This is a genomic window from Pseudomonas purpurea (assembly GCF_039908635.1).
Classification (GTDB): Bacteria; Pseudomonadota; Gammaproteobacteria; order Pseudomonadales; family Pseudomonadaceae; genus Aquipseudomonas; species Aquipseudomonas purpurea.
The window spans coordinates 2,550,256-2,575,813 of sequence record NZ_CP150918.1 but is presented as its reverse complement, the minus strand read 5'-3'; the positions used below and the strand labels follow the sequence as shown (position 1 = coordinate 2,575,813).

Annotated in this window: 19 protein-coding genes and 2 pseudogenes; 12 read left to right on the top strand and 9 right to left on the bottom strand. The window is 60.5% G+C overall.

The window, feature by feature from the left end:
- Positions 1 to 21: 21 nt before the first annotated feature.
- The 3 genes from AABM54_RS11550 to AABM54_RS11540 all read left to right on the top strand — a co-directional run bounded on the left by AABM54_RS11550 (position 22) and on the right by AABM54_RS11540 (position 4,848).
- Positions 22 to 3,186 carry a CusA/CzcA family heavy metal efflux RND transporter gene (locus tag AABM54_RS11550; RefSeq protein WP_347905673.1) on the top strand — a complete coding sequence of 1,055 codons (3,165 nt, stop codon included), beginning with the start codon at positions 22 to 24 and terminating at the stop codon, positions 3,184 to 3,186.
- A 189-nt stretch (positions 3,187 to 3,375) separates the two neighbouring features.
- Positions 3,376 to 4,419 carry a HoxN/HupN/NixA family nickel/cobalt transporter gene (locus AABM54_RS11545; protein ID WP_347905671.1) on the top strand — a complete coding sequence of 348 codons (1,044 nt, stop codon included), beginning with the start codon at positions 3,376 to 3,378 and terminating at the stop codon, positions 4,417 to 4,419.
- 96 nt (positions 4,420 to 4,515) lie between these two features.
- Positions 4,516 to 4,848, top strand: coding sequence for a DUF2790 domain-containing protein (locus AABM54_RS11540; RefSeq protein ID WP_347905669.1), 333 nt, complete (start codon positions 4,516 to 4,518; stop codon positions 4,846 to 4,848).
- 180 nt (positions 4,849 to 5,028) lie between these two features.
- Here AABM54_RS11540 and AABM54_RS11535 read toward each other — a convergent pair whose 3' ends face one another.
- The gene (locus AABM54_RS11535) at positions 5,029 to 5,247 is read right to left on the bottom strand and encodes a hypothetical protein (protein ID WP_347905667.1); all 219 of its coding nucleotides are present in this window, start codon (positions 5,245 to 5,247) and stop codon (positions 5,029 to 5,031) included.
- Positions 5,248 to 5,411: 164 nt separating this feature from the next.
- Positions 5,412 to 6,737: an OprD family porin gene (locus AABM54_RS11530; protein ID WP_347905665.1), complete on the bottom strand. Its 1,326-nt coding sequence runs from the start codon at positions 6,735 to 6,737 to the stop codon at positions 5,412 to 5,414.
- A gap of 297 nt (positions 6,738 to 7,034) precedes the next feature.
- Between AABM54_RS11530 and AABM54_RS11525 the strand changes: the two genes are divergently transcribed.
- A complete protein-coding gene (locus AABM54_RS11525; protein ID WP_347905663.1) occupies positions 7,035 to 8,978 on the top strand; it encodes a DNA topoisomerase III in 1,944 nt (647 codons plus the stop codon).
- 523 nt (positions 8,979 to 9,501) lie between these two features.
- Here AABM54_RS11525 and AABM54_RS11520 read toward each other — a convergent pair.
- The 5 genes from AABM54_RS11520 to AABM54_RS11500 form a co-directional block, all read right to left on the bottom strand.
- Positions 9,502 to 10,467: an AbrB family transcriptional regulator gene (locus AABM54_RS11520; protein WP_347905661.1), complete on the bottom strand. Its 966-nt coding sequence runs from the start codon at positions 10,465 to 10,467 to the stop codon at positions 9,502 to 9,504.
- 61 nt (positions 10,468 to 10,528) lie between these two features.
- Entirely contained in the window at positions 10,529 to 11,962 is a 1,434-nt protein-coding gene (locus AABM54_RS11515; RefSeq protein WP_347905659.1) for an FAD/NAD(P)-binding protein, read from the bottom strand.
- Positions 11,963 to 12,078: 116 nt separating this feature from the next.
- Entirely contained in the window at positions 12,079 to 13,305 is a 1,227-nt protein-coding gene (locus AABM54_RS11510; RefSeq protein WP_347905657.1) for a biotin carboxylase, read from the bottom strand.
- A gap of 364 nt (positions 13,306 to 13,669) precedes the next feature.
- Positions 13,670 to 14,578 carry a glutaminase B gene (gene glsB / locus AABM54_RS11505; protein ID WP_347905655.1) on the bottom strand — a complete coding sequence of 303 codons (909 nt, stop codon included), beginning with the start codon at positions 14,576 to 14,578 and terminating at the stop codon, positions 13,670 to 13,672.
- 176 nt (positions 14,579 to 14,754) lie between these two features.
- On the bottom strand, positions 14,755 to 15,639 hold the full coding sequence (locus AABM54_RS11500) for a LysR substrate-binding domain-containing protein (protein WP_347905653.1): 885 nt from the start codon (positions 15,637 to 15,639) through the stop codon (positions 14,755 to 14,757).
- A 168-nt stretch (positions 15,640 to 15,807) separates the two neighbouring features.
- Between AABM54_RS11500 and AABM54_RS11495 the strand changes: the two genes are divergently transcribed.
- The 4 genes and pseudogenes from AABM54_RS11495 (at position 15,808) to AABM54_RS11480 (ending at position 19,134) form a co-directional block, all read left to right on the top strand.
- Entirely contained in the window at positions 15,808 to 16,506 is a 699-nt protein-coding gene (locus tag AABM54_RS11495; protein WP_347905651.1) for a CoA transferase subunit A, read from the top strand.
- Positions 16,507 to 16,543: 37 nt separating this feature from the next.
- Positions 16,544 to 17,203 carry a CoA transferase subunit B gene (locus AABM54_RS11490; RefSeq protein ID WP_347905649.1) on the top strand — a complete coding sequence of 220 codons (660 nt, stop codon included), beginning with the start codon at positions 16,544 to 16,546 and terminating at the stop codon, positions 17,201 to 17,203.
- 23 nt (positions 17,204 to 17,226) lie between these two features.
- Positions 17,227 to 18,409: pseudogene (locus AABM54_RS11485) on the top strand (acetyl-CoA C-acetyltransferase).
- A gap of 194 nt (positions 18,410 to 18,603) precedes the next feature.
- Positions 18,604 to 19,134 (top strand): GNAT family N-acetyltransferase, encoded by a 531-nt coding sequence (locus AABM54_RS11480; protein WP_347905648.1) that lies wholly within the window; start codon positions 18,604 to 18,606, stop codon positions 19,132 to 19,134.
- Between the two features lie 104 nt (positions 19,135 to 19,238).
- Here AABM54_RS11480 and AABM54_RS11475 read toward each other — a convergent pair whose 3' ends face one another.
- On the bottom strand, positions 19,239 to 19,784 hold the full coding sequence (locus tag AABM54_RS11475) for a DUF4174 domain-containing protein (protein WP_347905646.1): 546 nt from the start codon (positions 19,782 to 19,784) through the stop codon (positions 19,239 to 19,241).
- 164 nt (positions 19,785 to 19,948) lie between these two features.
- Here AABM54_RS11475 and AABM54_RS11470 point away from each other — a divergent pair.
- Positions 19,949 to 20,062 (top strand): annotated as a pseudogene (locus AABM54_RS11470) (aldo/keto reductase); the annotation flags it as partial.
- A gap of 37 nt (positions 20,063 to 20,099) precedes the next feature.
- Here the strand turns inward: AABM54_RS11470 and AABM54_RS11465 are convergent.
- Positions 20,100 to 21,008, bottom strand: coding sequence for a LysR family transcriptional regulator (locus AABM54_RS11465; RefSeq protein WP_347905644.1), 909 nt, complete (start codon positions 21,006 to 21,008; stop codon positions 20,100 to 20,102).
- Positions 21,009 to 21,110: 102 nt separating this feature from the next.
- Here AABM54_RS11465 and AABM54_RS11460 point away from each other — a divergent pair, with 102 nt between their 5' ends.
- The 3 genes from AABM54_RS11460 to AABM54_RS11450 all read left to right on the top strand — a co-directional run bounded on the left by AABM54_RS11460 (position 21,111) and on the right by AABM54_RS11450 (position 25,492).
- On the top strand, positions 21,111 to 22,328 hold the full coding sequence (locus AABM54_RS11460; protein WP_347905642.1) for an acetylornithine transaminase: 1,218 nt from the start codon (positions 21,111 to 21,113) through the stop codon (positions 22,326 to 22,328).
- 83 nt (positions 22,329 to 22,411) lie between these two features.
- Positions 22,412 to 22,810, top strand: a complete 399-nt coding sequence (locus AABM54_RS11455) for a hypothetical protein (protein ID WP_347905640.1) — start codon at positions 22,412 to 22,414, stop codon at positions 22,808 to 22,810.
- A 6-nt stretch (positions 22,811 to 22,816) separates the two neighbouring features.
- Positions 22,817 to 25,492: a DUF4132 domain-containing protein gene (locus tag AABM54_RS11450; protein ID WP_347905639.1), complete on the top strand. Its 2,676-nt coding sequence runs from the start codon at positions 22,817 to 22,819 to the stop codon at positions 25,490 to 25,492.
- The last annotated feature ends 66 nt before the right edge of the window (positions 25,493 to 25,558 follow it).

The following is a 25,558-nucleotide window of genomic DNA, read 5'->3' as shown; positions in this document are numbered from 1 at the left end:
CATTCGTCCTGGAAGCTCCTTATGTTCGAACGCCTGATCCAATTCGCTATCGAGCAGCGCATCATCGTGCTGCTCGCGGTTTTACTCATGGCCGGTCTCGGCATCGCCAGCTACCAGAAGCTGCCGATCGACGCGGTGCCGGACATCACCAACGTACAGGTGCAAATCAACACAGCGGCTGCCGGGTTTTCACCGCTGGAAACCGAACAACGCATCACCTTCCCGATTGAAACCGCGATGGCCGGCTTACCGGCGCTGGAACAGACCCGCTCGCTGTCGCGCTCGGGTTTGTCGCAGGTCACGGTGATTTTCAAGGAAGGCACCGACCTGTTCTTCGCCCGCCAACTGGTGAACGAACGCCTGCAAGTGGCCAAGGAACAATTGCCCGAAGGCGTCGAAGCCGTGATGGGGCCGATTTCCACCGGCCTCGGGGAGATTTTCCTGTGGACGGTCGAGGCTCGCGAAGGCGCGGTCAAGGAGGACGGCAGCGCCTATACGCCCACCGACCTGCGGGTGATTCAGGACTGGATCATCAAACCTCAACTGCGCAACGTGCCCGGCGTCGCTGAAATCAACACCATCGGTGGCTACGCCAAGGAGTACCAGATTGCGCCCGATCCCAAACGGCTGGCGGCCTACAAACTGACCCTGGCCGATCTGGTGACCGCACTGGAACGCAACAACGCCAACGTCGGCGCGGGTTATATCGAGCGCAGCGGCGAGCAACTGTTGATTCGCGCACCGGGCCAAGTGGCGACCCCCGAGGACATCGCCAACATCGTCATGACCACAGTCGACGGCACGCCGATCCGGATCAAGAACGTCGCGACCGTCGACATCGGCCGTGAACTGCGCACCGGCGCAGCCACCGAAAACGGCCGAGAAGTGGTGCTCGGCACGGTGTTCATGCTGATCGGCGAGAACAGCCGCACCGTGTCCCAGGCCGTGGCTGGCAAGCTGGAACAGATCAACCGCTCGCTGCCGGCAGGCGTGGTCGCCGTGACCGTGTATGACCGCACCACGCTGGTGGACAAAGCCATTGCCACGGTGAAGAAAAACCTGATTGAAGGCGCGATCCTGGTGATCGTGATTCTGTTCCTGTTTCTGGGCAACATCCGTGCGGCGCTGATCACCGCCATGGTGATTCCGCTGGCCATGCTGTTTACCTTCACCGGCATGTACACCCACAAAGTCAGTGCCAACCTGATGAGCCTGGGCGCCCTGGACTTCGGCATCATCGTCGACGGCGCCGTGGTGATCGTCGAAAACGCCATCCGGCGCCTGGCCCATGCCCAACAGCATCACGGTCGGATCCTCACCCGCTCAGAACGCCTGCACGAAGTGTTCGCGGCGGCCAAGGAAGCGCGACGGCCGCTGATTTTCGGTCAGTTGATCATCATGGTCGTGTACCTGCCGATCTTTGCCCTCACCGGGGTCGAGGGCAAAATGTTCCACCCCATGGCCTTCACTGTGGTCATTGCGTTGCTCGGCGCCATGCTGCTCTCGGTGACCTTCGTCCCGGCGGCGATTGCGCTGTTCGTCACCGGCAAGGTCAAGGAAGAAGAAAACCTGGTAATGCGCGGCGCGCGGCGCGTGTATGCGCCCGCACTGGTGTGGGTCATGGGCCGACGCACGCTGGCCTTTGCCCTGGCGCTTGCGCTGATCGCCGTGTGCGCAGGGGTCGCCAGCCGCATGGGCAGCGAATTCGTGCCCAGCCTCAGCGAAGGCGACTTTGCCCTGCAAGCCTTGCGCGTGCCCGGCACCAGCCTGAGCCAGTCGGTGGACATGCAGCAACGCCTGGAAAAACGCGTGCTGGAGCACGTGCCAGAGGTCGAGCGAATGTTCGCCCGCACCGGCACCGCAGAAATCGCCTCGGACCCGATGCCGCCGAACATTTCCGACAGCTACGTGATGCTCAAGCCCAAGGCGCAATGGCCCGATCCGGACAAGTCCCGAGAAGCGTTGATCGCTGATATCCAGCGCGCCACGGCGATGATGCCGGGCAGCAACTATGAACTGTCACAACCGATCCAGCTGCGCTTCAACGAACTGATTTCCGGGGTGCGCAGCGATGTAGCGGTCAAGGTGTTCGGCGACGACATGGCCGTGCTCAACAGCACCGCCGCGACCATTGCCGCCACGCTGCAACAGGTCAGCGGCGCCTCGGAGGTCAAGGTCGAACAAACCACCGGCCTGCCGGTGCTGACCATCAACATCGACCGCGACAAGGCCGCCCGTTATGGGCTAAACATCGGCGACGTGCAGGACACCATCGCCGTGGCCGTCGGCGGTCGTCAGGCCGGGACGCTGTATGAAGGTGACCGGCGCTTCGACATGGTGGTGCGGCTGCCCGATGCCATGCGCCAGGATGTCGACGGGCTGTCGAAGCTGCTGATTCCGGTGCCGGCCTTGCTCAACGGCAGTGCCAACCAGATCGGTTTCATCGCCCTCTCGGACGTCGCCAGCCTGGACCTGGTGCTGGGGCCGAATCAGGTCAGCCGCGAGAACGGCAAGCGCCTGGTGATTGTCAGCGCCAACGTGCGCGGCCGCGACATTGGTTCGTTTGTGAAGGAGGCCAGCGAGCGGATCGATCAGCAGGTGCAGGTTCCGGCCGGCTACTGGACGACCTGGGGCGGCCAGTTCGAGCAACTGCAATCGGCCGCCAAACGCTTGCAGATCGTGGTGCCGGTGGCCTTGCTGCTGGTGTTTGCCTTGTTGTTCATGATGTTCAACAACCTCAAGGACGGCTTGCTGGTGTTCACCGGCATCCCGTTTGCGCTGACGGGTGGAATCATGGCGCTGTGGCTGCGGGACATCCCGCTGTCGATCTCGGCGGGCGTGGGGTTTATTGCGCTGTCGGGCGTGGCAGTGCTCAACGGGTTGGTGATGATTGCCTTCATTCGTAACCTGCGTGAGGAAGGCCGTTCCCTCAGCGCCGCAATCAACGAAGGGGCCCTGACTCGCTTGCGCCCGGTGTTGATGACGGCACTGGTGGCATCCCTTGGGTTCATTCCCATGGCGCTGGCCACCGGAACCGGTGCCGAAGTGCAACGCCCCTTGGCGACCGTGGTGATCGGCGGCATTCTCTCTTCGACCGCGCTCACGCTGCTGATATTGCCTGCGCTGTATCACTGGGCGCACCGGCGTGAAGACGACGAGGAACTTGAAGAGCAACCGGCAAGCTAGTGCAGCACTCGCGGGCCAGGCCAGCACCTGGCCCGCATCTCCCCCGCCGTCACGATGCTTCGTCTGAAAGTCAGGCTAGTGCAGGGCGGATTGCCCAGCGCGTATTACGCTTCAATGTATCGGCAACGCCGTGCCGCCAGAGCGCCCCTCATTGCCTGGCCGCTTCATGTGATCCCAAGGGGTCAGACAATGATCGTAAAGGCGTTGTTCGGCGATGAACGTGGTCAGCTCAAGCAGAAGATCATCGCCATTTATGCGCTGCTGATTCTGTTCAACGTCGCCGCCTGGACCTGGGCCTTACTGGCCTTCCACAACTACCCGCTGCTGATGGGCACCAGCGTCCTGGCCTACTCGTTCGGGCTGCGGCATGCCGTGGATGCCGACCACATCGCGGCCATCGACAACGTTACCCGCAAACTGATGCAGGCCGGTAAACGGCCAATCTCCGTCGGGCTGATGTTTTCGCTGGGGCATTCCACCATTGTGGTGCTCGCATCGATTGGCATCGCGGCCACCGCCATGGCCCTGCAAGGTCAACTGGCCGGTTTCAAAGCGATCAGCGGCATCATCGGCACGCTCGTTTCGACCTCCTTTCTGTTTGCCATCGCCCTGATGAACCTGGTGATTCTGCGCTCGGTCATTCGTGCCTTTCGCCTTGTCCGACAGGGCAAGCCCTACGTCGAGGAAGACTTCGACCTACTGATGGCCAGCCGAGGGTTCCTGGCACGGCTGTTTCGTCCGCTGTTTGGCCTGATCAACAAAAGCTGGCACATGTATTTTCTGGGTTTTCTGTTCGGCCTGGGCTTCGACACCGCCACGGAAGTCGGCCTGCTGGGCATCTCCGCTGCCGGCGCAGCACAGGGCATGCCCATCTGGTCGATCCTGGTATTTCCCGTGCTGTTCACTGCCGGCATGACCCTGGTCGACACCACGGACAGCATTCTGATGCTGGGGGCTTACGGCTGGGCATTTATCAAGCCGATCCGCAAGCTGTATTACAACATCACCATCACCTGCGTTTCGGTGCTGGTGGCGTTGTTGGTGGGCAGCGTCGAAGGGCTTGGCTTGCTGGCCGATACGTTGGGGCTCAGTGGCACTTTTTGGGACACCGTGAGCGACCTGAACGACAACTTCGGAATGATTGGCTACGTTATTATCGGCGTGTTCATCCTCAGTTGGCTGGTGTCGGCCGCCATCTATAAATGGAAGCGTTTCGAGCACATTGAAATTTAAAACACCCCATGCATTACCTATCTGTAATGTCGACGCAACCTTGATGAAAGGCGTCGGTTGATATGCTCTCGACAGGTTTTTAACGAGGCATTCAAGATGAAATTGTCCAGGATCATTTCTTTAACCAGCGTATTGATCGCGTCCACGTCGGTCATGGCCGAAAGTGGTGGCGATAAGGTCTTTGAAAAGATGATGCAAGCCAATAATGCCGCAATGCAGAAATACGCCGCCAAGGAAGGTAAAAGCGCCCCGATCGTCAAGGACTATCAATACGGGATGAAACTCGACGTGGTTAAAGTGGTGAGCGTCACGCCACCGATAAAGTCCTGCGAGGTGGTGCCGTCCCAGATGACGTATGAAGACTCCCGGGGGCAGCTCACGACCTTGCGTTACAGCGTGGCCGGGGAATGCCGTACACGCGGCGGCTAAGCTCTCTTGCCGTCAACCCTCCTGTACCCAGGCGCTGGACGTACCCACTTCCAGCGCTTTTTTGTGCCTGTATTTTTGACCGGCAAAAAAAAGACGCCCCGAAGGACGCCCAAAAAATCCACCTCTTCCAAAGGAGCAAAGCGCTTCTAAAGGTGAATGGCCAAACCGTTCAACCGCTCACTAACCCTCCGACTTCCCGGCGGACTTTACTTGATCGCCCGAGTCGGCCTTGACCGTGGCTTGAGCATTGACCGTATTATTCTTGCTGCCGTGCACTTGCTCCTGGCTGAGTTTGAATTGTTTCCAAAACTCCTGGGAGCGCTCCGCGCCACCTTCGGCAAACGCAGTGCCGGCACTGGCGGCAATCATCGCGACAAACAACATCCTGAACAGTTTCATGGTTAGCATCCTCTTACAGTCATGGCGTCGACCCGGTGGCTTATTCAGCAACCCGTCTTCAGGTTCCCGTGAATTATAAAAAGGCGAAGCTAACAGGAGCATGGGCGGGACATTACATTCTTGACATCTTTGGCTTAAACGCTGAATAAACAGCGTTCAAACCATTAAAGAATGGCTAACGGGTATTCGACAATCAAACGAACTTCGTCCAGGTCCGACTCGAACGCGGTGGCCCGGGTATTGGCCTGACGCACCCGCAACGACAGGTCTTTGAGCGAGCCGGTCTGCACCACGTACTTGACCTCGATGTCGCGCTCCCAGCGCTTCTGGTCGGTCAGCGGATTGCCCTCGGCATCGCGGCGCATGTAAACGGCGTTAGCGTTGGCGTAGTCAGCCCCCGACCCTCGGCCGTAACGCGTCATGAACGACAACCCCGGCACACCGAACGTGGTCATGTCCAGGTCATAGCGAACCATCCACGAACGCTCTTTGGGCGAGTTGAAATCGCTGTACTGGATCGAGTTGTCGAGGAAGATCGAGTCCGACTGGCGCAAGTAGTCAAAGTCATCGTTGTCGTTGTTTCGCTGATGGGACAACGCCAGGGTGTGGGCACCAAACGTGACGCCGACCTTGGCGCTCCAGATGTTGTTGTCGAACTGGCCGAGCAGTTGCTTGCCTTCGTCCACGGCCTTGTAATAGTTGAGGCCGCCGAACACTTCGAGGTCATCCGACAGCGGATAACGCAAGGCCGTACCGGCGTAGTACTGGTTCCAGGCGTCCTTTAGCCGACTGGAATACAGGCTGAAACTGACCTGTTTGTTCAGCGTGTAATCGCCGCCAAAGTAGCCGACCCACGGCGAATTGACCGGCCCGCCATAAAAGGTCGCGAAGTTGTCGCGCATATTGCTCGATACCGGTTGGCTCATGGCATGCAGGCGCCCGCCCTGCAGGGTCAAACCTTCAAGGCTGGTGTTGGTGGCGGTCACGCCGCGAAAGCTTTCCGGCAGCAACCGCGAATCCCCGGCCGTCACCACCGGGTTGGCGGGAAACACGTCACCGACCTTGAGCACCGTATCGAAAGCCCGAACCTTGGCCGCGCCACCCACCTTGGTGTATTCGTCCCGCGCCTGCCCCTTGCGGTCCACCGGCAGCACATCGAATGAACTGCGCCCGCCGTTGCGACCGTCACCGGTATCGAGTTTCAGGCCGATCATGGCAAATGCATCGACCCCGACGCCCACGGTGCCCTGGGTAAAGCCGGACTCGAACTTGCCAATCACCCCATGCGCCCAGGCTTCGGAATAGCCATTGCCCGTGGGGCTTTTCTGACCGTCCCGGTGGTCACGGTTGAAGTAGACGTTGCGGTTGAGCACGTTCAAGCGACTGCCTTCGATAAAGCCTTCAACCGTTTCTTCGGCGGACACCAGGCCCGGCGCGCAGCCGACTATTGCCGCCAGCGCGGCCATCGTTATGTGTGTGGTGTTTTTCATCGATCACTCCAGAGTTATCGGCCATTGGATTTCGGCTGTTTTTTATTCTCCCGGGGCCACGAACGGCCCCGTGGCTGCCGGGGGGTATCCTTACAACCGGGAGATAACGTGGAGATGATTGGCGCATTACAATTCTGTCAGCGTGGCCCGCGCCTTGTTTCTTCCCGCGTCTGGGGCACACCGCGAGCGCAATCAATGGCAACAGCTTTAGCTGTACATCCATACAGATAAAGATTGCCCGATCCGTCTTCACCGCTCATGCTGTCGACCTTTCCAACCCGAACCATGATGGTGGTTATGCAGCTGTTCCTCTGTGAAAAACCGTCCCAGGCCAAAGACATCGCTGCCGTGCTCGGCGCCAGCCGCCGTGGCGACGGTTGCTGGCTGGGCACGAACATCACGGTGACCTGGTGCATCGGCCACTTGCTGGAAACCGCGCCGCCGGATGCCTACGACGCCCGCTACAAGCGCTGGGTGCTGGCCGATCTGCCAATCGTCCCCGACAAGTGGAAAATGCGGGTCAAGCCCAAGACCGCCAGCCAGTTCAAAGCGGTCAAGCGGTTGCTGGGTGAAGCGGATGAACTGGTGATCGCCACCGACGCCGACCGCGAGGGGGAAATGATCGCCCGGGAACTGGTGGAACATTGCCGTTATCGCGGGCCGATCAAGCGCCTGTGGCTGTCTGCACTCGACGATGCTTCCATCCGCAAGGCGCTTTCAACGCTCAAGCCCGGTGCCGAAACGTTCAGCCTTTACCATTCGGCGCTGGGACGTTCGCGGGCCGACTGGCTGATCGGCATGAACATGAGTCGCTTGTTCACGTTGCTGGGTCGCCAGTCCGGCTATCAGGGTGTGTTGCCGGTGGGTCGGGTACAAACCCCGACCTTGCGCCTGGTGGTGGACCGCGACCGCAGCATCGCCGACTTCGTACCGGTGGCGTACTGGGCCATCGACGTGCAATTGCGTCACGGTCGCGACACGTTCATCGCCCATTGGCGCGCGGCAGCCGATGCCTGCGATGACCAGGACCGCTGCCTGAACCCGGCGCTGGCCCAGGACGCCGCCGCAGCCATGAACAGCGCCAACAGCGCACGGCTGATCAAATTGCGCACCGAGCGGGTACGCGAAGCCGCCCCGCTGCCATTCGACCTGGGCACGTTGCAGGAAGTCTGCTCGAAAAAGCTCGGCCTCGGTGCCCAGGAAACCCTGGACGTTGCGCAGGCATTGTATGAAACCCATAAAGTCATCACCTACCCACGCAGCGATTGTGGCTACCTGCCGGTGAGCCAGCACAGCGAGGCGCCGGGCATTCTGGCCGCCCTCGGCCGTGCAGATCCGGGCTTGAGCGGTCTGCTGGAACACCTTGAGCCACAGCGCCGTTCGCGGGCCTGGAACGACGCCAAGGTCAGCGCTCACCACGGCATCATCCCCACGGGCGCCGCGAAAAACCTCGAACGCCTGACCGGTAAACACCGTGCGGTCTACACCTTGATCCGCGCACGGTATCTGGCGCAATTCCTGCCTAATCACGAGTTCGACAGGACCCAGGCCGACCTCGACTGCGCAGGTTATGCCTTGCGGGCGGTGGGCAAGCAGATCGTCGAGCCCGGCTGGAAGCGTGCGCTGCCCGAAGCGCTGGCCCCGGCCAAGGGCCGCGAAGCCCCTGCGCCGCAAATTCTCCCGGCGCTGACCGAAGGCTGCGAGTGCGCCGTTGTGGGTGTGAACCTGAAAGACCTCTGGACCCAGCCACCCAAACCGTTCACCGAGGGCGATCTGATCAAGGCGATGAAGAACGTCGCCAAGCTGGTCGAAGATCCCCTGCTCAAGCAAAAACTCAAGGACACCACCGGCATCGGCACTGAAGCCACCCGCGCCGGGATCATTCAAGGGTTGCTGGACCGTGGCTACCTGATCAAGAACGGCAAAGCCCTGGCGGCCACGCCGCCAGCGTTCAGCCTGATCGACGCCGTGCCCCGCGCCATCGCCGACCCCGGCACAACGGCCATCTGGGAACAGGCACTGGACATGGTCCAGAGTGGTGAAATGAGCCTTGAGGAATTTGTTGCCAAACAAGCCGCCTGGATGAGCAAGCAAGTCGGCCGCTGCACCGGCCTGAGCCTGACCATCAGCGGCCCGGCCAGCCCGGCGGGTAAAGGCGCAACGCCGTGGAAGAACAAACGCAAGACTGCCAAGCGCAAAACCGCACCGGCCACCCAACGCAAAGCGAAACCTGCCTTGTAGGAGCAAAGCTTGCTTGCGATGGCAATTTCACTGACGCCATCGTGAGCAAGTGCTAGGCGTCCCGCAATGAGGCCCACCTCAACACTGCTTAATTTCCCTGCCCAAACAACGACAATCGCTCAATATAAGCCCGTAGCCCGTAGCAGCTGCCGAGCCTACGAGGCTGAGTTCGGCCGCGGAGCAGTCGTAACATCATGCAACACGTTCTGTCAGGTAAACCGCGTGAGCGGGATTTGCAAGGACTTCGTCCTCGAACGCAGCCTCGCGGGCTCGGCAGCTGCTACGGGTGTTTAAGCTTGCCTACGCAGTGCCCACCAGAGGCTACAACGCCTTGCGCCACGGCCTACACCTGCGCCAGAATCCGCCGGCTTGTGCGCTTTGGTCCTCGCCTCTATTGTTTCCGTGTCGCTGATTATCAGCGATCGGGTTTGGTAGCCGGACACACGGCGCACAGCGTCACTGGATAGTTTCGATCAGCCAGAGCCGCAGTAACTAATCAACAGGCTACGTTTCCTTTGCCTGATCAGGCATTTTCCCGCCGTCTACGCGCCTGAACAATCAAGGCGGGGGCGAAGTGCAACACGACCATCCGCACCAAGTGGTGGGACAGAATGAACACCACGTTCAGCCCACCACTGAACGCGACAATCGCGATGGTTTCGATGGCCCCCGGCATGTACGCCAACCATGAAGCCAAGGGATCGCTGCCCAGCAACCGCCCCGCTACCCAGGCAAACGCCGCGGCGACCAGCAACATCAGCGCGACAGACATCAACCCGGCACGGCCGTGGCGCACGAACTCCGCCGGGGTAATGTCCTTGAACTTCGAGCCGATCAGCACACCAAGGATGACGGCGGCGGCATCGACGCTCCATGCCGGCATGTGGAAGCCTTGCAGATAACCCTGTTTGACGTAGACGCCGGTGACGACAATCGCGGTGAGCATGAACGGTGCCGGGACGCCGATGCGCAACAGGATGAGCCCGAGCACCAGGCACAGAGCGACCAGCGACAACAACGTCAACACGGTGTTGATGCCCAGCGGGCTGCTCTCGACCAGCACCGCGTCGACGGGCCCGGGGATGCAAAAACTGACCAGCATGGTGATCGACAACAGGCGGACCAGGTGCACGACGATCACCTTGCTCGACGCCCGCTCGGACTCCAGCAAATCGAACACTGCCGCGAGCGCGCCCGGGTAAACGGCTAGCAGCGAGTCCTTGAGGTTCCATCCCGACACTTTGCGCAGCCACAAACCCGCCGCGACAATCTGCGCTGTCAGGCACAGCAGCAACAAGCCCAGACTGGGCAACAGCGCGGCGACTGTCTGGCTGTCCCAGGCCTCGAACATCAGGCCGGTGGCGATCCCCAATACGATTTGTACGTAACCAAGACCGAGCGGCATCCTCGGCGAAAATTGGCGGTTGCTGACGATCAATGCGGTCGCGAGTATCGAGCCCAGCAACAGGCCCATGCGGGACGCCGGCATACTGAAAACCAGTGCCCACCGCAGTGGCGGTCAGCAAACACAGTAAGGTTTTCATAGTTTCTCAAGCGCCTAATGCACGAAGGTTTTTGTAGATGATTTCAGCCTGCATCTGCAGAACATCAATATTGCTGACCGCGTAGAACACCCCCGCGGTAGGGGCGCCGATTGCAAAGATATTGGTCGGCCCCTGTTCGTTTATCACCCGGCAGTCGTCAAAGCGCACATCGATTCCGCCGTACTGATGCTGGATGCACATACCGGAGGCCGTCAGGTTTTGGTACAACGCGCCCTCCATCGCATCGCCGGCGCCGGTCGCATTAACCAGGTTGGAAAACGAGCACTGAAAATCCCGCCCGCGTGCCACGAATTGATCCTCGATGACGCTGACATCCGCCAACCCGGTTTTGCAAACCAACCGCCCGGAATGGATATGTTGATGAATCCTGGTCCAGTTCTCCTTGGGAATCGGCACACGCAGTTGGCGCCAGGCGCTTCGGTATCGTCCGACGAAGACTTTTCGGTCGCGCTCGGATAACAGGTTCCAGATCATCGGCACGATCAGATTGGTCGATGAGAGCACCGAGTAGATCGCCTCTCGGGCAACCGAGGCCTGGGTGTGATCGCGCATCAAGGCCTCGAGGTTGACGTGAATGCCGTGTGCGCCCAGCTCCTCGTCGAACATTGCCTGTACGATTTTCAGTACCGAGCCGGTGCCCCGCAGTCGTTGCTTGAGGTTGCTCTCGTTCAGCACCTTGAGCGGGCGCGGATGGTAGTGCTCGCTGTAGTTGGGAATCTTGCTGCGTCGGGTAAGCATCGTGACGTGGTTGTCAGGATGGGCGTCGAGCAGGGTTAGCGCCACATCGATGGCCGATAACTGATTGCCGAGCACACAGATACTTTCTGAACGGATGTCGGCAAGCTTGGTCGTCGGATAGGGATTGTTGATGTAGCCCTCGACGCCTTCGAGCCGATAGATATCGGTCGGCTCGGAGTTGCCGGTCGCCAGAATCACAGCACTGTAGCCCGCGCGTTCGCCGCTGGCGGTTTTCAGGGAGTAGCGCCCCTGTTCTGCAGTCATCCCCATCACCCGCTCGCGGTGATACTGGATAGCGCTGTGGGCGCGCAGAGATGACTTGAGTGTCTCTTCGATGAACCTGCCGAACACCGGCCTCGGCTGATAAGATTTGGCCTGCGTCACGGGACATTCGCGCAACCAATGTTTGAAATCGCCGAGTTCGCGCAGGTACATCAGGCTGGCCGGGCGATTGACCAGGTTGCTCAAACTGTCCTGTTGATAGGCCTGACCAGACCCAGTGCTGCCAGTTGTATCGTAGACATCCACTTTCAATGCGGGTGTCAGGTGTTTTAATCGCTCCACAAGAATGGCGCCGCTATAGCCCATTCCGACCACTGCTACCTTGCCCATATCTATCCTTAGATCGGTTTCCAGCGAGCGCGATAACGCCTGTTGGTGTGCGTCGTAATGCCAGATCATGGCATGCAACATTACGCCGGCTGACGAGGGTGACCGTCAGCCGGCCTTTTGCGGAAGGCAGACGGGGGTGACGAGACCTTTCGTCTTCCGTTAATGCATCGGGTGGGAAGATTCCGTTATTCCCAGATAAACGTGTCTCTGATCCAGCTATCGAGTTGCGCGAGGTGATCGCTGACAGCTTCTTCGCTATCGCCCTCGACAATCGCCGAGACGATTTCGCCATTGGTCAACTTCATCCCGACGTAGTCCGTGCCCTTTTTTGCGGTGACTGAGCAATAACGAATGAAGGGCAAGTCGATGTGTGCCGGGTACTCGATCAATTTGCCGGTGCGCGGAGGAATATTCAGTTGTCCCAGCAAGCGGCGCGGCTTGATCAATTCTTTGAGCGATGCCGATTTCCCGCCCCGCTCCGCGTCAATCAGGGTCAAGCGCGGGTTCAAACCGTAAGCGTCGGTCAACTCCTGGTTAACGCTGCAACCGCCAAGGCGACAGGCGATTTCGCAGACGACCAGATCTTCACCGTCGAGAAAAACCTCGAGATGAAACAGCATGGTGCCGAGTCGCGGCAGTGCCTGCTCAACGATCTGCCGGGTAAGTTTCACGCATTGTTGGTGAAGCGGATTATGCTCGGCCAGCATCTGGAAACCGAGACTTTTACCGTCAAGGAAATCCAGGCAGGTCACCGTTGAGCGCACCGGAGAGATGATCACCGGTCGGCCGTCAATGTAGAGCCCGTTGACGTTCAGCAGCGGTGAATCGATGTACTTTTCGACCATCAGGTTGTGTAGCGTTGTACTGTCCTGCTCGTGCAGGTAACTGCGAAGTTCAGCGTCATCGTGCAGCACACGGACCCCACCGGAGCCGCGGCCGTCGCGGGGCTTCACCACTACCGGAAAACCACATTGCTCAGCGAAGTCATTGATTTCGCATGCAGAGCGGACGACCGCCATGGGGTTGATGCGGATGCCATATTCCGCCAGTTTTTGCTTCATCAGGAATTTGTCCCGATACAGCAAGGTCATCTCTTCGTAGCGCGTCGTCGAGCCGCTGAGCCGGTCTTTGATCCGCGCCACGCGCAACAAATCGACTTCCGCCAGTGCCACCAGAGTGTTGGTTCCTAGTTCTTTTGCGGCGGCTAGCGCATCCAGTTCAACCACGCCCGAGTCATTGAAGTTTGCATAGAGCCGCAAAGCTGAGGTCAGCGCGGGAAACTGTTGTGTCAGCAATTCCTTGGCTGACAAGTCGCTATAAATCAGGCCGCTGTTACCCAATACACTTAGCCATTCTGCTTCGGAGTGTTGAAGTAGAATTTTTGCAGGCGCAAATAAAATGACAGGATTCAAGAGAGTTATCCGGTATCAAAAAGAGTCCATTCAAAATGCCAAGCACGCAACAGGGCGATAAATACATGCGAACCACCCGCGCACAACTTCCTTGGCACACGCAATACACAGTGCTTACAGTTTTCTCAACCAAGAGAAATATGAAAGACAGGTTAATACGCTACTTCGTGGCTGGCTGTAGGGCGCTTCCGAAAATGATGGGCGCGAGCGAAATCAGTCGAGAGCTATCGCTCCTGACAGAGCGATAGTCGAGATACAAGGAACTGCCGCAGGCCGCGATCTTTTGATCTTGATCTTCGCCATGGTGTAACACCGCCAGAAGATCGCAGCCTGCAACAGCTCCTACGACGGGTCCTTGCGATGTCTAGAAAACCGACCAGCCAATGCGCTGGCTCAGCAGCTCCAGTGCCGCCATGCCCACCAGCGAGTTACCCGCCGCGTTCAGCTCCGGCGACCAGACGCACACGGTAAACCGCCCCGGCACCACGGCCACGATGCCGCCACCCACGCCGCTCTTGCCCGGCAGCCCCACGCGATAGGCAAAGTTACCGGCCTCGTCATACAGGCCGCTGGTGGCCATGATCGAATTGACCTGCTGGGTCTGACGGGCCGTGAGAATCTGCTCACCGCTGTGCTTGCAGAACCCGTCATTGGCCAGGAAACAGAAAGCCCGGGCCAGGTCGACGCAACTCATGCGCAAGGCGCAATGGCTGAAGTAGCTGCGCAGCACCGCTTCCACATCGTTGTGGAAGTTACCAAACGACTGCATCAGGTACGCCATGGCCGCGTTGCGCGCACGGTGCTGGTATTCCGACTCGGCGACTTTCCCGTCGACCATCACCTGCGGATTGCCGGACAGGCGCCGTACAAAGTCACGCATCGACAGTGTCGGTGCCGCAAAACGTGACTGGTTGATATCGCAGATCACCAGCGCCCCGGCATTGATGAACGGATTGCGCGGCCGCCCGCGTTCGAACTCCAGTTGCACCAGCGAGTTGAACGGCTGACCGGACGGCTCATGCCCCAGACGCTCCCAGATGGCTTCGCCGGAATGATCGATTGCCTGCACCAGGCTGAACACCTTGGAAATACTCTGTACCGAGAACGGCGTGTGCGCATCGCCCGCGCAATACAGTTCGCCGTCATTGCCGTACACCGCAATGCCCAATTGATTGGCCGGCACGCTGCCCAGCGCAGGAATGTAATCAGCCACTTTGCCCTGTCCGATCAGGGGGCGAACCGTCTCAAGGATCTCGTTCAACAACGCTTGCATGCCGGGTTCCGAATTCACGCCCCGTACCACTGCGGGGACACTCTCGCTAGACGTTGCACGCCGTGCGCAGATCACAGTTTTGCTTTCAAGCCCGCGCCTGTGAACAGTGGCTACCGCTGTTGACGGACGCCTTGCCCACGGGACAAAACCGAACACACTCGCAGGAGCAAGCGTGTCTATGGATGGCTCTGGCTCTTGAGAATATCGAACAACGCCTGCGCCGCTGCCGACAATTCATGCCCGGGCTTGGTCAGCACACCGATGGCCCGCTCGATCACCGGGTCACGCAGGGTGATGCAATGGGCGCCGAGTTCACGCATTTGCCCGGCACACAACGCCGGCATGGCGCTTACGCCCAGTCCGCTGGCGACCATGCGCCCGACTGTCGCCAACTGATGGCTTTCAAACTCCACCGGCAACTTCATCTGCCGCGCCTGCAAGTGCTCTTCCAGCATGACCCGCACCGTGGAGGGGCGCTGCAACGTAATAAACGGCTGCTCCAGCAAGGTTGCCCAATCGATTTCAGCGCGCTCGGCCAATGGCGAGTCACTGGGCACCACCGCGACAAAACGGTCGATGTACAGCGGCGTGAATGCCAGCGAGGAACTTTGCATCGGTTCGAACGCCACACCCAGTTCCACCTGACGATCGCGGACCATTTCCAGCACATGCTCGTTGATCACATCGTTCACGGTCACGTTGACCTTGGGATAGCGCGCCCGAAACGTCTTGAGGATCGGCGGCAGCAGATTGCCGGCAAACGATGGCATGGCCGCCAACGTCACTCGTCCGCGCTGGAGGGTGAAACGCTGACGCATTTCGTCCTCGGTATTGTCCCAATCGGCAATCAGCCGTCGAGCCAGCGGCAACAGGGATTCACCTTCCGGGGTCAGCGTGACGTTGCGCGTGGTACGGCTGAACAAACGCCCTCCCAGGCCCTCCTCCAGCGCCTTGATGGTCAGGCTCAACGCCGACTGCGACAGATGCAGCCGCTCGCACGCCACGGCAAAGCTCAAACTCTGCGCCACGGCCAGGAATGCTCGTATCTGCTTGACGGTCATGGTCGCGTTGCTCCGGTGGTAAGCGATAAGCTGCAAGAAATACGCAGCGCTTTAATGAGCTTTATTAATCAATTCAAGCAAAAAAACAACTTAACAAATTAATACGACGGCGAGACACTCCACCCCATACGGCTAGCCAGCCGTCCACCAAGAATAAAAGAGGTGCCTATGGCAGGTTTCGACAAACGCGTGGCTTCCTATGAGGAAGCGTTGGCCGGTCTTGAAGACGGCATGACCGTGATTTCCGGGGGCTTCGGCCTGTGCGGTATCCCGGAAAACCTGATCGCCGAGATCAAGCGCAAAGGCACCCGCGACCTGACCGTGGTGTCCAACAACTGCGGCGTCGACGGCTTTGGCCTGGGCGTGCTGCTGGAAGACCGGCAGATCCGCAAAGTGGTCGCTTCTTATGTGGGTGAAAACGCCCTGTTCGAGAAACAACTGCTGAGCGGCGAAATTGAAGTCGTCCTGACCCCCCAAGGCACCCTCGCGGAAAAAATGCGCGCGGGCGGCGCGGGCATCCCGGCGTTCTTCACCGCGACGGGCGTTGGTACTCCGGTGGCTGAAGGCAAGGAAATCCGTGAGTTCAAGGGCCGTCCGTACCTGATGGAAGAGTCCATCACCGGCGACTTCGCCATCGTCAAAGGCTGGAAAGCCGACCACTTCGGCAACGTGATCTACCGCCACACCGCGCAGAACTTCAACCCGCTGGCCGCCACCGCCGGCAAGATCACCGTGGTTGAAGTCGAAGAGATCGTCGAACCCGGCGAGCTGGACCCCTCGCAGATCCACACCCCTGGCATCTACGTCGACCGGATCATCTGCGGCACGTTCGAAAAACGCATCGAACAACGCACCGTGCGCAAGTGACCCTCGCCCCCAGCCCGACGAACAACGGAGAATAACAATGGCTCTTACCCGCGAACAAATGGCTCAGCGCGTCGCCCGCGAAATGCAAGACGGCTACTACGTGAACCTCGGCATCGGCATTCCGACCCTGGTCGCCAACTACATCCCCGACGGCATGGAAGTGATGCTGCAATCGGAAAACGGCCTGCTCGGCATGGGCGCCTTTCCGACCGACGATGAAGTCGACGCCGACATGATCAACGCCGGCAAGCAAACCGTTACCGCCCGCATCGGCGCCTCGATTTTCTCCTCCGCCGAATCCTTCGCGATGATTCGCGGCGGCCACATCGACCTCACCGTGCTCGGTGCCTTTGAAGTCGACGTACAAGGCAACATCGCCTCCTGGATGATCCCCGGCAAACTGGTCAAGGGCATGGGCGGCGCAATGGACCTGGTGGCCGGCGCTGACAACATCATCGTCACCATGACCCACGCCTCCAAGGACGGTGAGTCCAAACTGCTGCCGCGTTGCAGCCTGCCGCTGACCGGTGCCAACTGCATCAAACGCGTGCTGACCGACCTTGCCTATCTGGAAATCGAAAACGGCGCCTTCATCCTCAAGGAACGTGCACCAGGTGTGAGCGTCGAGGAAATCGTCAGCAAAACCGCTGGCAAGCTGATCGTTCCCGACCACGTTCCAGAAATGCAATTCGCCTGAACCGCAGCCTTAGGAGAAATTCGATGCAAGAAGTTGTGATTGTTGCCGCCACCCGTACCGCCATCGGCAGTTTTCAGGGTGCGCTGGCCAGCATTCCGGCACCGGAACTCGGTGCAGCGGTGATTCGCCAGTTGCTGGCGCAAACCGGCCTGGCCGGTGATCAGGTTGATGAAGTGATCCTCGGTCAGGTACTGACCGCAGGCTCGGGCCAGAACCCGGCGCGCCAGGCGTCGATCCTCGCCGGCCCTGCCTCATGCCGTGCCGGCGCTGACCCTCAACAAAGTCTGCGGCTCGGGCCTCAAGGCCTTGCATCTGGGCGCGCAGGCGATCCGTTGCGGTGACGCCGAAGTGATCATCGCCGGCGGCATGGAAAACATGAGCCTGGCGCCGTACGTGTTGCCGGCCGCTCGCACCGGTCTGCGCATGGGCCACGCAAAAATGGTCGACAGCATGATCAGCGATGGCCTGTGGGACGCGTTCAACGACTACCACATGGGCATCACCGCCGAGAACCTGGTGGACAAATACAACCTGACCCGCGAGGAACAGGACGCCTTCGCCGCCGCCTCGCAGCAAAAAGCCACGGCCGCCATCGAGGCCGGGCGTTTTGCCGACGAGATCACGCCAATCCTGATTCCCCAGCGCAAGGGTGACCCGCTGTCCTTCGCGGTCGACGAACAACCCCGCGCCGAGACGACCGCGGCGTCGCTGGCCAAACTCAAACCGGCGTTCAAGAAGGACGGCAGCGTCACCGCTGGCAACGCCTCTTCACTCAACGATGGCGCCGCTGCGGTGTTGTTGATGAGCGCCGACAAGGCAAAAGCGCTGGGCTTGCCAGTGCTGGCCAAAATTGCCGCCTACGCCAATGCCGGCGTCGACCCGGCGATCATGGGCATTGCCCCGGTTTCGGCCACTCGCCGTTGCCTGGACAAGGCCGGCTGGAAGCTGGACCAACTGGACTTGATCGAAGCCAACGAAGCGTTCGCCGCCCAGTCACTGGCCGTCGGCAAAGAGTTGGAGTGGGATGCGAGCAAGGTCAACGTCAACGGTGGCGCCATTGCCTTGGGCCACCCGATTGGCGCCTCGGGCTGCCGGGTGCTGGTGTCGCTGCTTCACGAAATGATCAAGCGTGACGCCAAAAAAGGTCTCGCGACCCTCTGCATCGGTGGCGGCCAAGGTGTGGCGCTGGCGATTGAGCGGGCGTAAACCGACGCAGGTTCAACAGGCAACGTCCGGACCCACGATATCCGTGCGTTGCCTGGCAACACCCCCGGCATGACTTCGGTGACGCCGGGTCTTTTTTTGCCTCAGACAAAGCCCTGGCTCCCGTGAGCGGGATTGTCGGCGCCCCTATTCGCTTCTAGTCTGTGCGGTTCAACAAGAACGTCAGGGATGAACTCATGCACGCACTTCACACCCCAAGATTGCTCCTGAACCCTCTCGCCGAAACCGACTGGCCGATATTTCTCAGACTGCATCAACAGCCTGATGTGATGCGCTACGTCCTCGACGAACTCTCCCCGGAACACATTCGCGAACGCTTCGACTCGCGGCTCCCGCACTGGAGCCTGGCGTCCAGCCACTGGCTGTGCCTGACCCTGCGCGACCGGCAAACCAGCGAGTCCCTCGGTGTAACAGGCCTGAGGCTCAGCGATCACACCGGCACAGAAGCCGAAGTCGGCTATCTGTTGCTGCATCAACATCATGGCAAAGGCTACGGCTCGGAATCGCTGAGCGCCCTCACCACTTACGCCACCCAAACCCTCGGAATCGACACCCTGCAGGCCACCGTCACCGACGGCAACGCAGCGTCCTGCAAAGTGCTGGAGAAATGTGGCTTCGTATTCAGCGAGCGCAAACCCTTGGCGTACTCACTGGCTAATGAGCCGGTAGACGATTTGATTTACAGGTTTTCGGTGACGGCGGCTTGAGCGTGGTGAGGCTTAGCGCCTCACATTCCCTATACCCACACAAACAAAGGCCCCGCTGCACAATCACAGCGAGGCCTTTTCTTTGTGGTGTGCGGCAAACGCCATCAGTCATCCAGCGGTTGCGCCGGTGCCGCAGGTTTTGCGGCCTTGCCGGGTTTGGCTGCCTTGCCACCCTTGGCCGGTACGGCTTCAGGCATGGCGACTACCGGTGGTGCGGTTTCTTTTTCGGCGGCGGGCAACTGGTCGATGGTGCTGAAGATTTCCTTCGGCTCGATGGGGCCGGTGTGGTCGATTTTTTTCTCGCCGTCCTTGCCCACCAGAATCACTTTGGTCGCACCGCTGACCCCCAATTTGAGTTCGCGGATCAGCGCCATGGTGGTCTGAGCGTCGAGGTCCTTGCCGTCACGCTGGCCCATGAGGTTGACCACCGTGTACAAAACCATATTGCGTTCGGTGAACGCCTGGCGGTTGGCCGGTTCGTCCAGCGCTTTTTTCAGGGCGACCAGGGTCGGGTCGATGCTACTGGGGGCAATGACGATCAGGGGGCGGGACTTGCCGCGTTCCTGGGCCAGGGGCGTGTCGTTGTCGGCGGCGAACAAGGGGCCGGCGACAGCGAGCAGAGTAGCGAGGGTCAGTGACCGAATGAACATGCGCATCTCCTGTAGATATCCACGCTTTATGATTGCGCATCGCGGCAAAAGGTCCAGGCACCGAGCCCTGAATTGTGTGCCACGCTGCTCGAAAGCTTAGGCGAGCACGCCCAATACGCAACCGGTTTGCGCTCAACACATGACGGCTTATGCTATTTCTATCGGTCGACCCGGCTCAAGCCCTTGCACTGGCGTGGATACGGCGTCAGGACTCGGTCATCGCCATCGACCGCGTATTCGGCGCGCCCAAACGCAAGCACCCATTGGCGATGGTTTGAACGCCCCGGCAGACACCCGGTGAGGTGACGCATGCACCTACTCCGGCCGCCCCCATTGCTCCAGCGCGAAATCGACAAAGCGCCGCAGTTTCGGCAAGCGGTAGCGATCCTGGGCGTAGATCAGGTTCATGGGGCGGCGCGGCAGTTGATAGTCCTGCAACAGCGCCACCAACCGTCCCTGCTGCAAGTCCTCATTGACCAGCGCATCGTGCAACATCACCACGCCCATTCCTGCCCGCGCCGCCTGATGCAGGCCGGCGGAACTGTTGATCATCAACGGGCCGGACACCGGCACCAGCCGCTCGCCGTCGGCACCGCTCAGGCGCCATTGTTTCTCGGCTGAACTCCACTCATCCCCGGCGGGATACGCGAACACCAGGCAATCGTGGTGTTGCAGGTCTTCGGGATGTTGCGGCGTGCCGCGACGTTCCAGGTACGCTTTCGATGCGCAGAGGGTCAGGGTGTAGTCCTCCAGCGGTCGGGCGACCAGACCGGGCGGCACCAGATTGCCCAAGCGAATGGCGACGTCGAAGCCGGCATCGATCAGATCATGACGACGGTTAGTCAGCACCACATCGACTTTGACCTGCGGGCATCGCCGCGAGAATTCGCTCAACGCCGGCGCCAGGCGTTCTGTGCCAAAGGTCAGCGGCGCAGTGATGCGCAAAGTCCCGGCCGGCTCGCCCTGTGCCTGCTCGGCCAAACGTTCCGAGTCGGCCACCAGCCCCAGTACCGAGAGGCAGCGCTGATAGTACTCGGCGCCAAACTCGGTCAAGCGTTGGCGCCGCGTGGTGCGGTTCAACAATCGCACGCCCAGGCGCTGTTCCAGTGCGCGCAGGTGGTTGCCGACCATGGTGGTGGACACCCCGCACTCCAGCGCCGCGGCCGTCATGCTGCCCGTTTCCACCACTTTTACGTACACCGACATCGCCTGGAATAAGTCCATTATCAAGCTCAACTTTAAAATGATTGAAGATCCAGCACGTTTATCCAGTTCAGGTGGCTAACGATACTGCATAAACACCGACCGATGATGGAGCCTGATGTCATGACCGCCACCTGCCTGATGAACACGTACCAACCCTTGCCGCTGAGTTTTGTCAAAGGCCTGGGCACACGCTTGTGGGATCACACCGGTCGCGAATACCTGGACGCGGTGGCGGGCGTCGCGGTGACCAATGTCGGTCATTCCCACCCGAAGGTGGTCGCCGCGATCAGCGAACAGGCCGGTTTGCTGCTGCACACCTCCAACCTGTACAGCATCGACTGGCAGCAGCGGTTGGCGCAGAAACTGACCCGGCTGTCGGGCATGGACCGGGCGTTTTTCAACAACTCCGGCGCCGAGGCCAACGAAACCGCACTGAAACTGGCACGCCTGTACGGCTGGCAAAAAGGCGTCGAGCAGCCTCTGGTGGTGGTCATGGCAAACGCCTTTCACGGACGCACCCTCGGCACCCTGTCCGCCAGCGATGGCCCGGCCGTGCGGCTGAGCTACCAGGCGTTGCCCGGCGATTTTATCAAAGTGCCCTTCGGCGACCTGGATGCCGTGCGCCGGGCGCATCAACGTTATGGTCAGCGTATCGTGGCCATGTTGCTGGAACCGATCCAGGGCGAAAGCGGCGTGCAACTGCCGCCACCGGGTTACTTGCAAGCGCTGCGAATGCTGTGTGACCAACGCGGCTGGCTGCTGATGCTCGACGAGATTCAGACCGGCATCGGCCGCACCGGCCAGTGGTTTGCGTTTCAGCACGAAGGCATCGTTCCCGATGTGATGACCCTCGCCAAAGGTCTGGGTAATGGCATCCCTATCGGCGCCTGCCTGGCCCGGGGCAAGGCTGCGCAGTTGTTCACGCCCGGCAGCCATGGCAGCACGTTCGGCGGCAATCCACTGGCGTGCCGGGTCGGCTGCACGGTGCTGGACATCATCGAGGAACAAGGCCTGCTGGCCAACGCCCAACGTCAGGGTGATCGCTTGCTTGCCCGGCTGCGCGTCGAACTGAGCGACCATCCGCAGGTGCTGGAAATCCGTGGCCAAGGCTTGATGATCGGCATCGAACTGACCCGCCCCGTGCGCGACCTGACGCTGATCGCCGCCCGCGAGCATGGCCTGCTGATCAACGTGACCCGGGGCAAGACCATTCGCCTGTTGCCGCCCTTGATGCTCGATGAGCGCGAAGTGGACATGATCGTGCGGGGCGTTTGCCGCGCGCTCGGCGAGGTCGAGCAGGTTCAGGCCAGGCCTGCGCACGAACGCTTGCCGGCGTAGCCACCGGCGCATCGAAATCCCCGGCCTGGCCTGTTAATCTGCGCCCCTTCGTACAGTGCCCATTGCCAGAAAAGGAGTGTTCCATGGCAACGCTTACCGTCCGCGACGAATCGGTTTCGGGTGAGATTTTCGATTCGTTTGCCCTGCAATTTCCCACCGAGACCATCACGGTTCGCCAGTTGATCCGCGAGCGCGTCTATCAGGAAGTGCAAGGCCAAGAACAGGCGAGCCCCAGCGGCCGACACTATCTGGTGGTTCCCGAGGCGCAAGAGGTTTTGCTCAACGGCGAACGCAAGGCACCGGAAGCGGCCCACCCCATCGACTGGCGCAAGCAGGTGGAGATCGCGTTCGAGGCATTCGAGCGCAACGGTTTCTTCATTCTGCTCGACGACCGTCAGGCGCAAAGCCTGGATGAGCCGCTGACCATCCGCCACGACAGCGTGGTCAACTTCATCAAGCTGACACCGCTGGTAGGGGGCTGAACGACCATGGCACTTGAACAACTGCGCGCCTTTCGCCACAACCTTCCTCAGGACACGCTCGGCCCGATCGAACGGGTCGGCCCGGACGGCTACCCGCTGCTGGTCGATTCGGACTTGCGCCATGAACACCAGGTGATTGGCGAACTCCTGCCCCTATTGAACGGCGTGCATTGCCAGACAGGCGTCATGCTCGCCACCCTGGGAAAGCTTGGACCGATTCGCGCCCTGACTCACGCCGATCAATGCGATGACGCCCAGCGCACGCGCCTCGTGCTGGCGATGCTCGAGCGCACGTTTGCCTATGACGGCAACCTCAGTGTCGGCAGTACCGAGCATCAATTCAGCTCCGTGTTCGACTATGGCACCCTGCCGGGCGCGATGACCGTGCTGATGCAGGCTGGCGCAGACATGGCACAGCTCGCCGAACCCGTGGTGGAGTGGTTCAGCAGTTATCGCTTCGCCTACTACGGCACCTTGCCCGTGCTGTGCGTGGTGGACTGGCTGGCCGAGCACTCGTCGCAGGTGCCGCTGACCGATTCCCTGCGCCAACAGCTCATGCTGCTGCGCAGCCAATGCGCCGAACTGGGCCACGATATCAATCTGGGCGATCAGATACTGGCCAAGGTCGACCTGCTGCTGGGCGCCGGCATCTGGCAGGTGCTGGCCCCCTGCGAATGGTGGACGCAACAAGCACTGGAAGACGTTGACGCACTGCCGGTTGACGCCCGCGCCGACTGGATCGCCCTGATCAAACACATGAGCACCGCCACATCGTCACGCCCTTCACCCAAATGGCAGAAGACGGCGCAAGCGTTGCTGGCGAAGATCGGCGACGAGGCCCTGCGCGCCGCCCTGCTGCGCTGGTTCCCGAAAGTCGATGCCGGGCGCACCACGCCGCTGTTGAGCCTGTCATGGGAAAACAACGACGACAGCGCACGCATGCATGACCTCAATGCCACGGTTCTGCGCGGTTTACTGTGGTTGACCCCGAACATCGTCGACGGCGAACTCACCCGGGCCATCGCCAAACTGTCGTTGAGTGCCTATCGCAAGATTCGCGGCGTGGGTCCGCGGGCGCCGAAAGTGGGCAATGCCACGATCTACGCCCTTTCGCAGATCCCGACCATCGACGCCGTAGGGCAACTGGCCCTGCTCAAGGTGCGGGTCAAATTCGGTACGGCGCAAAAAGAAATCGAAAAAGCCTTCAATGCCGCCGCCGAAGCCTTGCAACTGCCTCGCGATCAAATCGAAGAGCTGGGGATTCCCGTGTACGGCATGGAAAGCGTTGGCCTGCGTCGGGAGACGTTCGCTGAAGGGGCGTTCGTGGCCGAGTTGCGGGTCGATGGCAAGAACGTCGAACTGTGTTGGTTTCGCGCCGACGGCACGCCCCAAAAAACAGTGCCGGCCAAGGTCAAGACCGACGACAAGGAAGCCCTCAAGGAACTTCAAGGCGCGGCCAAGGACATCGCCACCTTCCTGCCCGCACAGGCCGAGCGCCTGGATGCCATGTTCCTGCTGGATAAACATTGGCCCTTCGCCGTGTGGCAAGAACGCTACCTCGATCACCCGCTGATCGGCACGCTGGCACGGCGGCTGATCTGGACGATCCAGGACGGCGAGCGCAGCAGCGCGGTGGTGTTTTCGGACGGTCAACTGCAGACCCTCGAAGGCGCGCCGTTGTTGCCGTCGCCTGAAGCGCACGTCCGGCTCTGGCACCCGATCGGGCGTTCTGTCGAAGAGATTCTGGCCTGGCGTGACCGGCTCGAAACCTTGCAGATCACCCAGCCGTTCAAGCAGGCGCACCGCGAGGTGTACCTGCTCACCGACGCCGAGCGCCACACCGCCAACTACTCCAACCGGTTCGCGGCGCACATCCTGCGTCAGCACCAGTTCCATGCGCTGGCCGCTGCCCGTGGCTGGAAAAACAAACTGCGCATGATGGTGGACGACACCTACCCGCCCGCCACCAAGGAACTGCCGACGTTCGGCCTGCGGGCCGAGTTCTGGATTGAGGGCGTGGGTGATGACTATGACCAGGACACCAACGATTCCGGGACGTTCCTGCGCCTGAGCACCGACCAGGTGCGCTTCTACCACGCCGGGGCCGAGCAACGCAGCGCCCATGCCGGTGGTGGCGGTTATGCACCGGAAACCTGGCGCAACGCGGTCGACGCTCCACCCGTGCCGCTGGACCAGGTGCCGGCACTGGCCCTCAGTGAAGTGATGCGCGATGTCGACCTCTTCGTCGGCGTGGCCTCCCTGGCCAACGACCCGCTGTGGGCTGACGGCGGGCCGGACGGCCGCTACCGCGATTACTGGCACAACCACTCGTTCGGCGAATTGGGTGCCACGGCCCAGACCCGCAAGCAACTGCTGGAGAAACTGCTGCCGCGCATGACCCGTCTCAAGGACAAGTGGGTACTGCATGGGCGTTTCCTGGAAATCAACGGCAAGCTGCGGACCTACAAGATCCACCTCGGCTCGGGCAACATCCTCATGCTGCCTGAAGACCGTTACCTGTGCATCGTCCCCGACGCCAAGGCCCGGTCCAAATCCGAACCTCAGTACCTGCCCTTCGAAGGTGACAACATGCTGTCGATCATTCTGTCCAAGGCATTGCTGCTGATCGATGACGACAAAATCACCGACCCTACGATTGCGCGGCAGTTAACCAGGGTTTAAGCAATGAAGGTCGGCGCCTGGTGTCAGTCAGGCGCCGACCTTCACGCAGCCTGTCTCATTGGTCAC

Excerpts from the sequence above, each read along its gene's own strand:
- AABM54_RS11550 (WP_347905673.1), top strand. The coding sequence starts at position 22 with ATGTTCGAACGCCTGATCCAATTCGCTATCGAGCAGCGCATCATCGTG.
- AABM54_RS11545 (WP_347905671.1), top strand. The coding sequence starts at position 3,376 with ATGATCGTAAAGGCGTTGTTCGGCGATGAACGTGGTCAGCTCAAGCAG.
- AABM54_RS11540 (WP_347905669.1), top strand. The coding sequence starts at position 4,516 with ATGAAATTGTCCAGGATCATTTCTTTAACCAGCGTATTGATCGCGTCC.
- AABM54_RS11535 (WP_347905667.1), bottom strand. The coding sequence starts at position 5,247 with ATGAAACTGTTCAGGATGTTGTTTGTCGCGATGATTGCCGCCAGTGCC.
- AABM54_RS11530 (WP_347905665.1), bottom strand. The coding sequence starts at position 6,737 with ATGAAAAACACCACACACATAACGATGGCCGCGCTGGCGGCAATAGTC.
- AABM54_RS11525 (WP_347905663.1), top strand. The coding sequence starts at position 7,035 with ATGCAGCTGTTCCTCTGTGAAAAACCGTCCCAGGCCAAAGACATCGCT.
- AABM54_RS11520 (WP_347905661.1), bottom strand. The coding sequence starts at position 10,467 with ATGCCGGCGTCCCGCATGGGCCTGTTGCTGGGCTCGATACTCGCGACC.
- AABM54_RS11515 (WP_347905659.1), bottom strand. The coding sequence starts at position 11,962 with ATGATCTGGCATTACGACGCACACCAACAGGCGTTATCGCGCTCGCTG.
- glsB (WP_347905655.1), bottom strand. The coding sequence starts at position 14,578 with ATGCAAGCGTTGTTGAACGAGATCCTTGAGACGGTTCGCCCCCTGATC.
- AABM54_RS11500 (WP_347905653.1), bottom strand. The coding sequence starts at position 15,639 with ATGACCGTCAAGCAGATACGAGCATTCCTGGCCGTGGCGCAGAGTTTG.
- AABM54_RS11495 (WP_347905651.1), top strand. The coding sequence starts at position 15,808 with ATGGCAGGTTTCGACAAACGCGTGGCTTCCTATGAGGAAGCGTTGGCC.
- AABM54_RS11490 (WP_347905649.1), top strand. The coding sequence starts at position 16,544 with ATGGCTCTTACCCGCGAACAAATGGCTCAGCGCGTCGCCCGCGAAATG.
- AABM54_RS11480 (WP_347905648.1), top strand. The coding sequence starts at position 18,604 with ATGCACGCACTTCACACCCCAAGATTGCTCCTGAACCCTCTCGCCGAA.
- AABM54_RS11475 (WP_347905646.1), bottom strand. The coding sequence starts at position 19,784 with ATGTTCATTCGGTCACTGACCCTCGCTACTCTGCTCGCTGTCGCCGGC.
- AABM54_RS11465 (WP_347905644.1), bottom strand. The coding sequence starts at position 21,008 with ATGGACTTATTCCAGGCGATGTCGGTGTACGTAAAAGTGGTGGAAACG.
- AABM54_RS11460 (WP_347905642.1), top strand. The coding sequence starts at position 21,111 with ATGACCGCCACCTGCCTGATGAACACGTACCAACCCTTGCCGCTGAGT.
- AABM54_RS11455 (WP_347905640.1), top strand. The coding sequence starts at position 22,412 with ATGGCAACGCTTACCGTCCGCGACGAATCGGTTTCGGGTGAGATTTTC.
- AABM54_RS11450 (WP_347905639.1), top strand. The coding sequence starts at position 22,817 with ATGGCACTTGAACAACTGCGCGCCTTTCGCCACAACCTTCCTCAGGAC.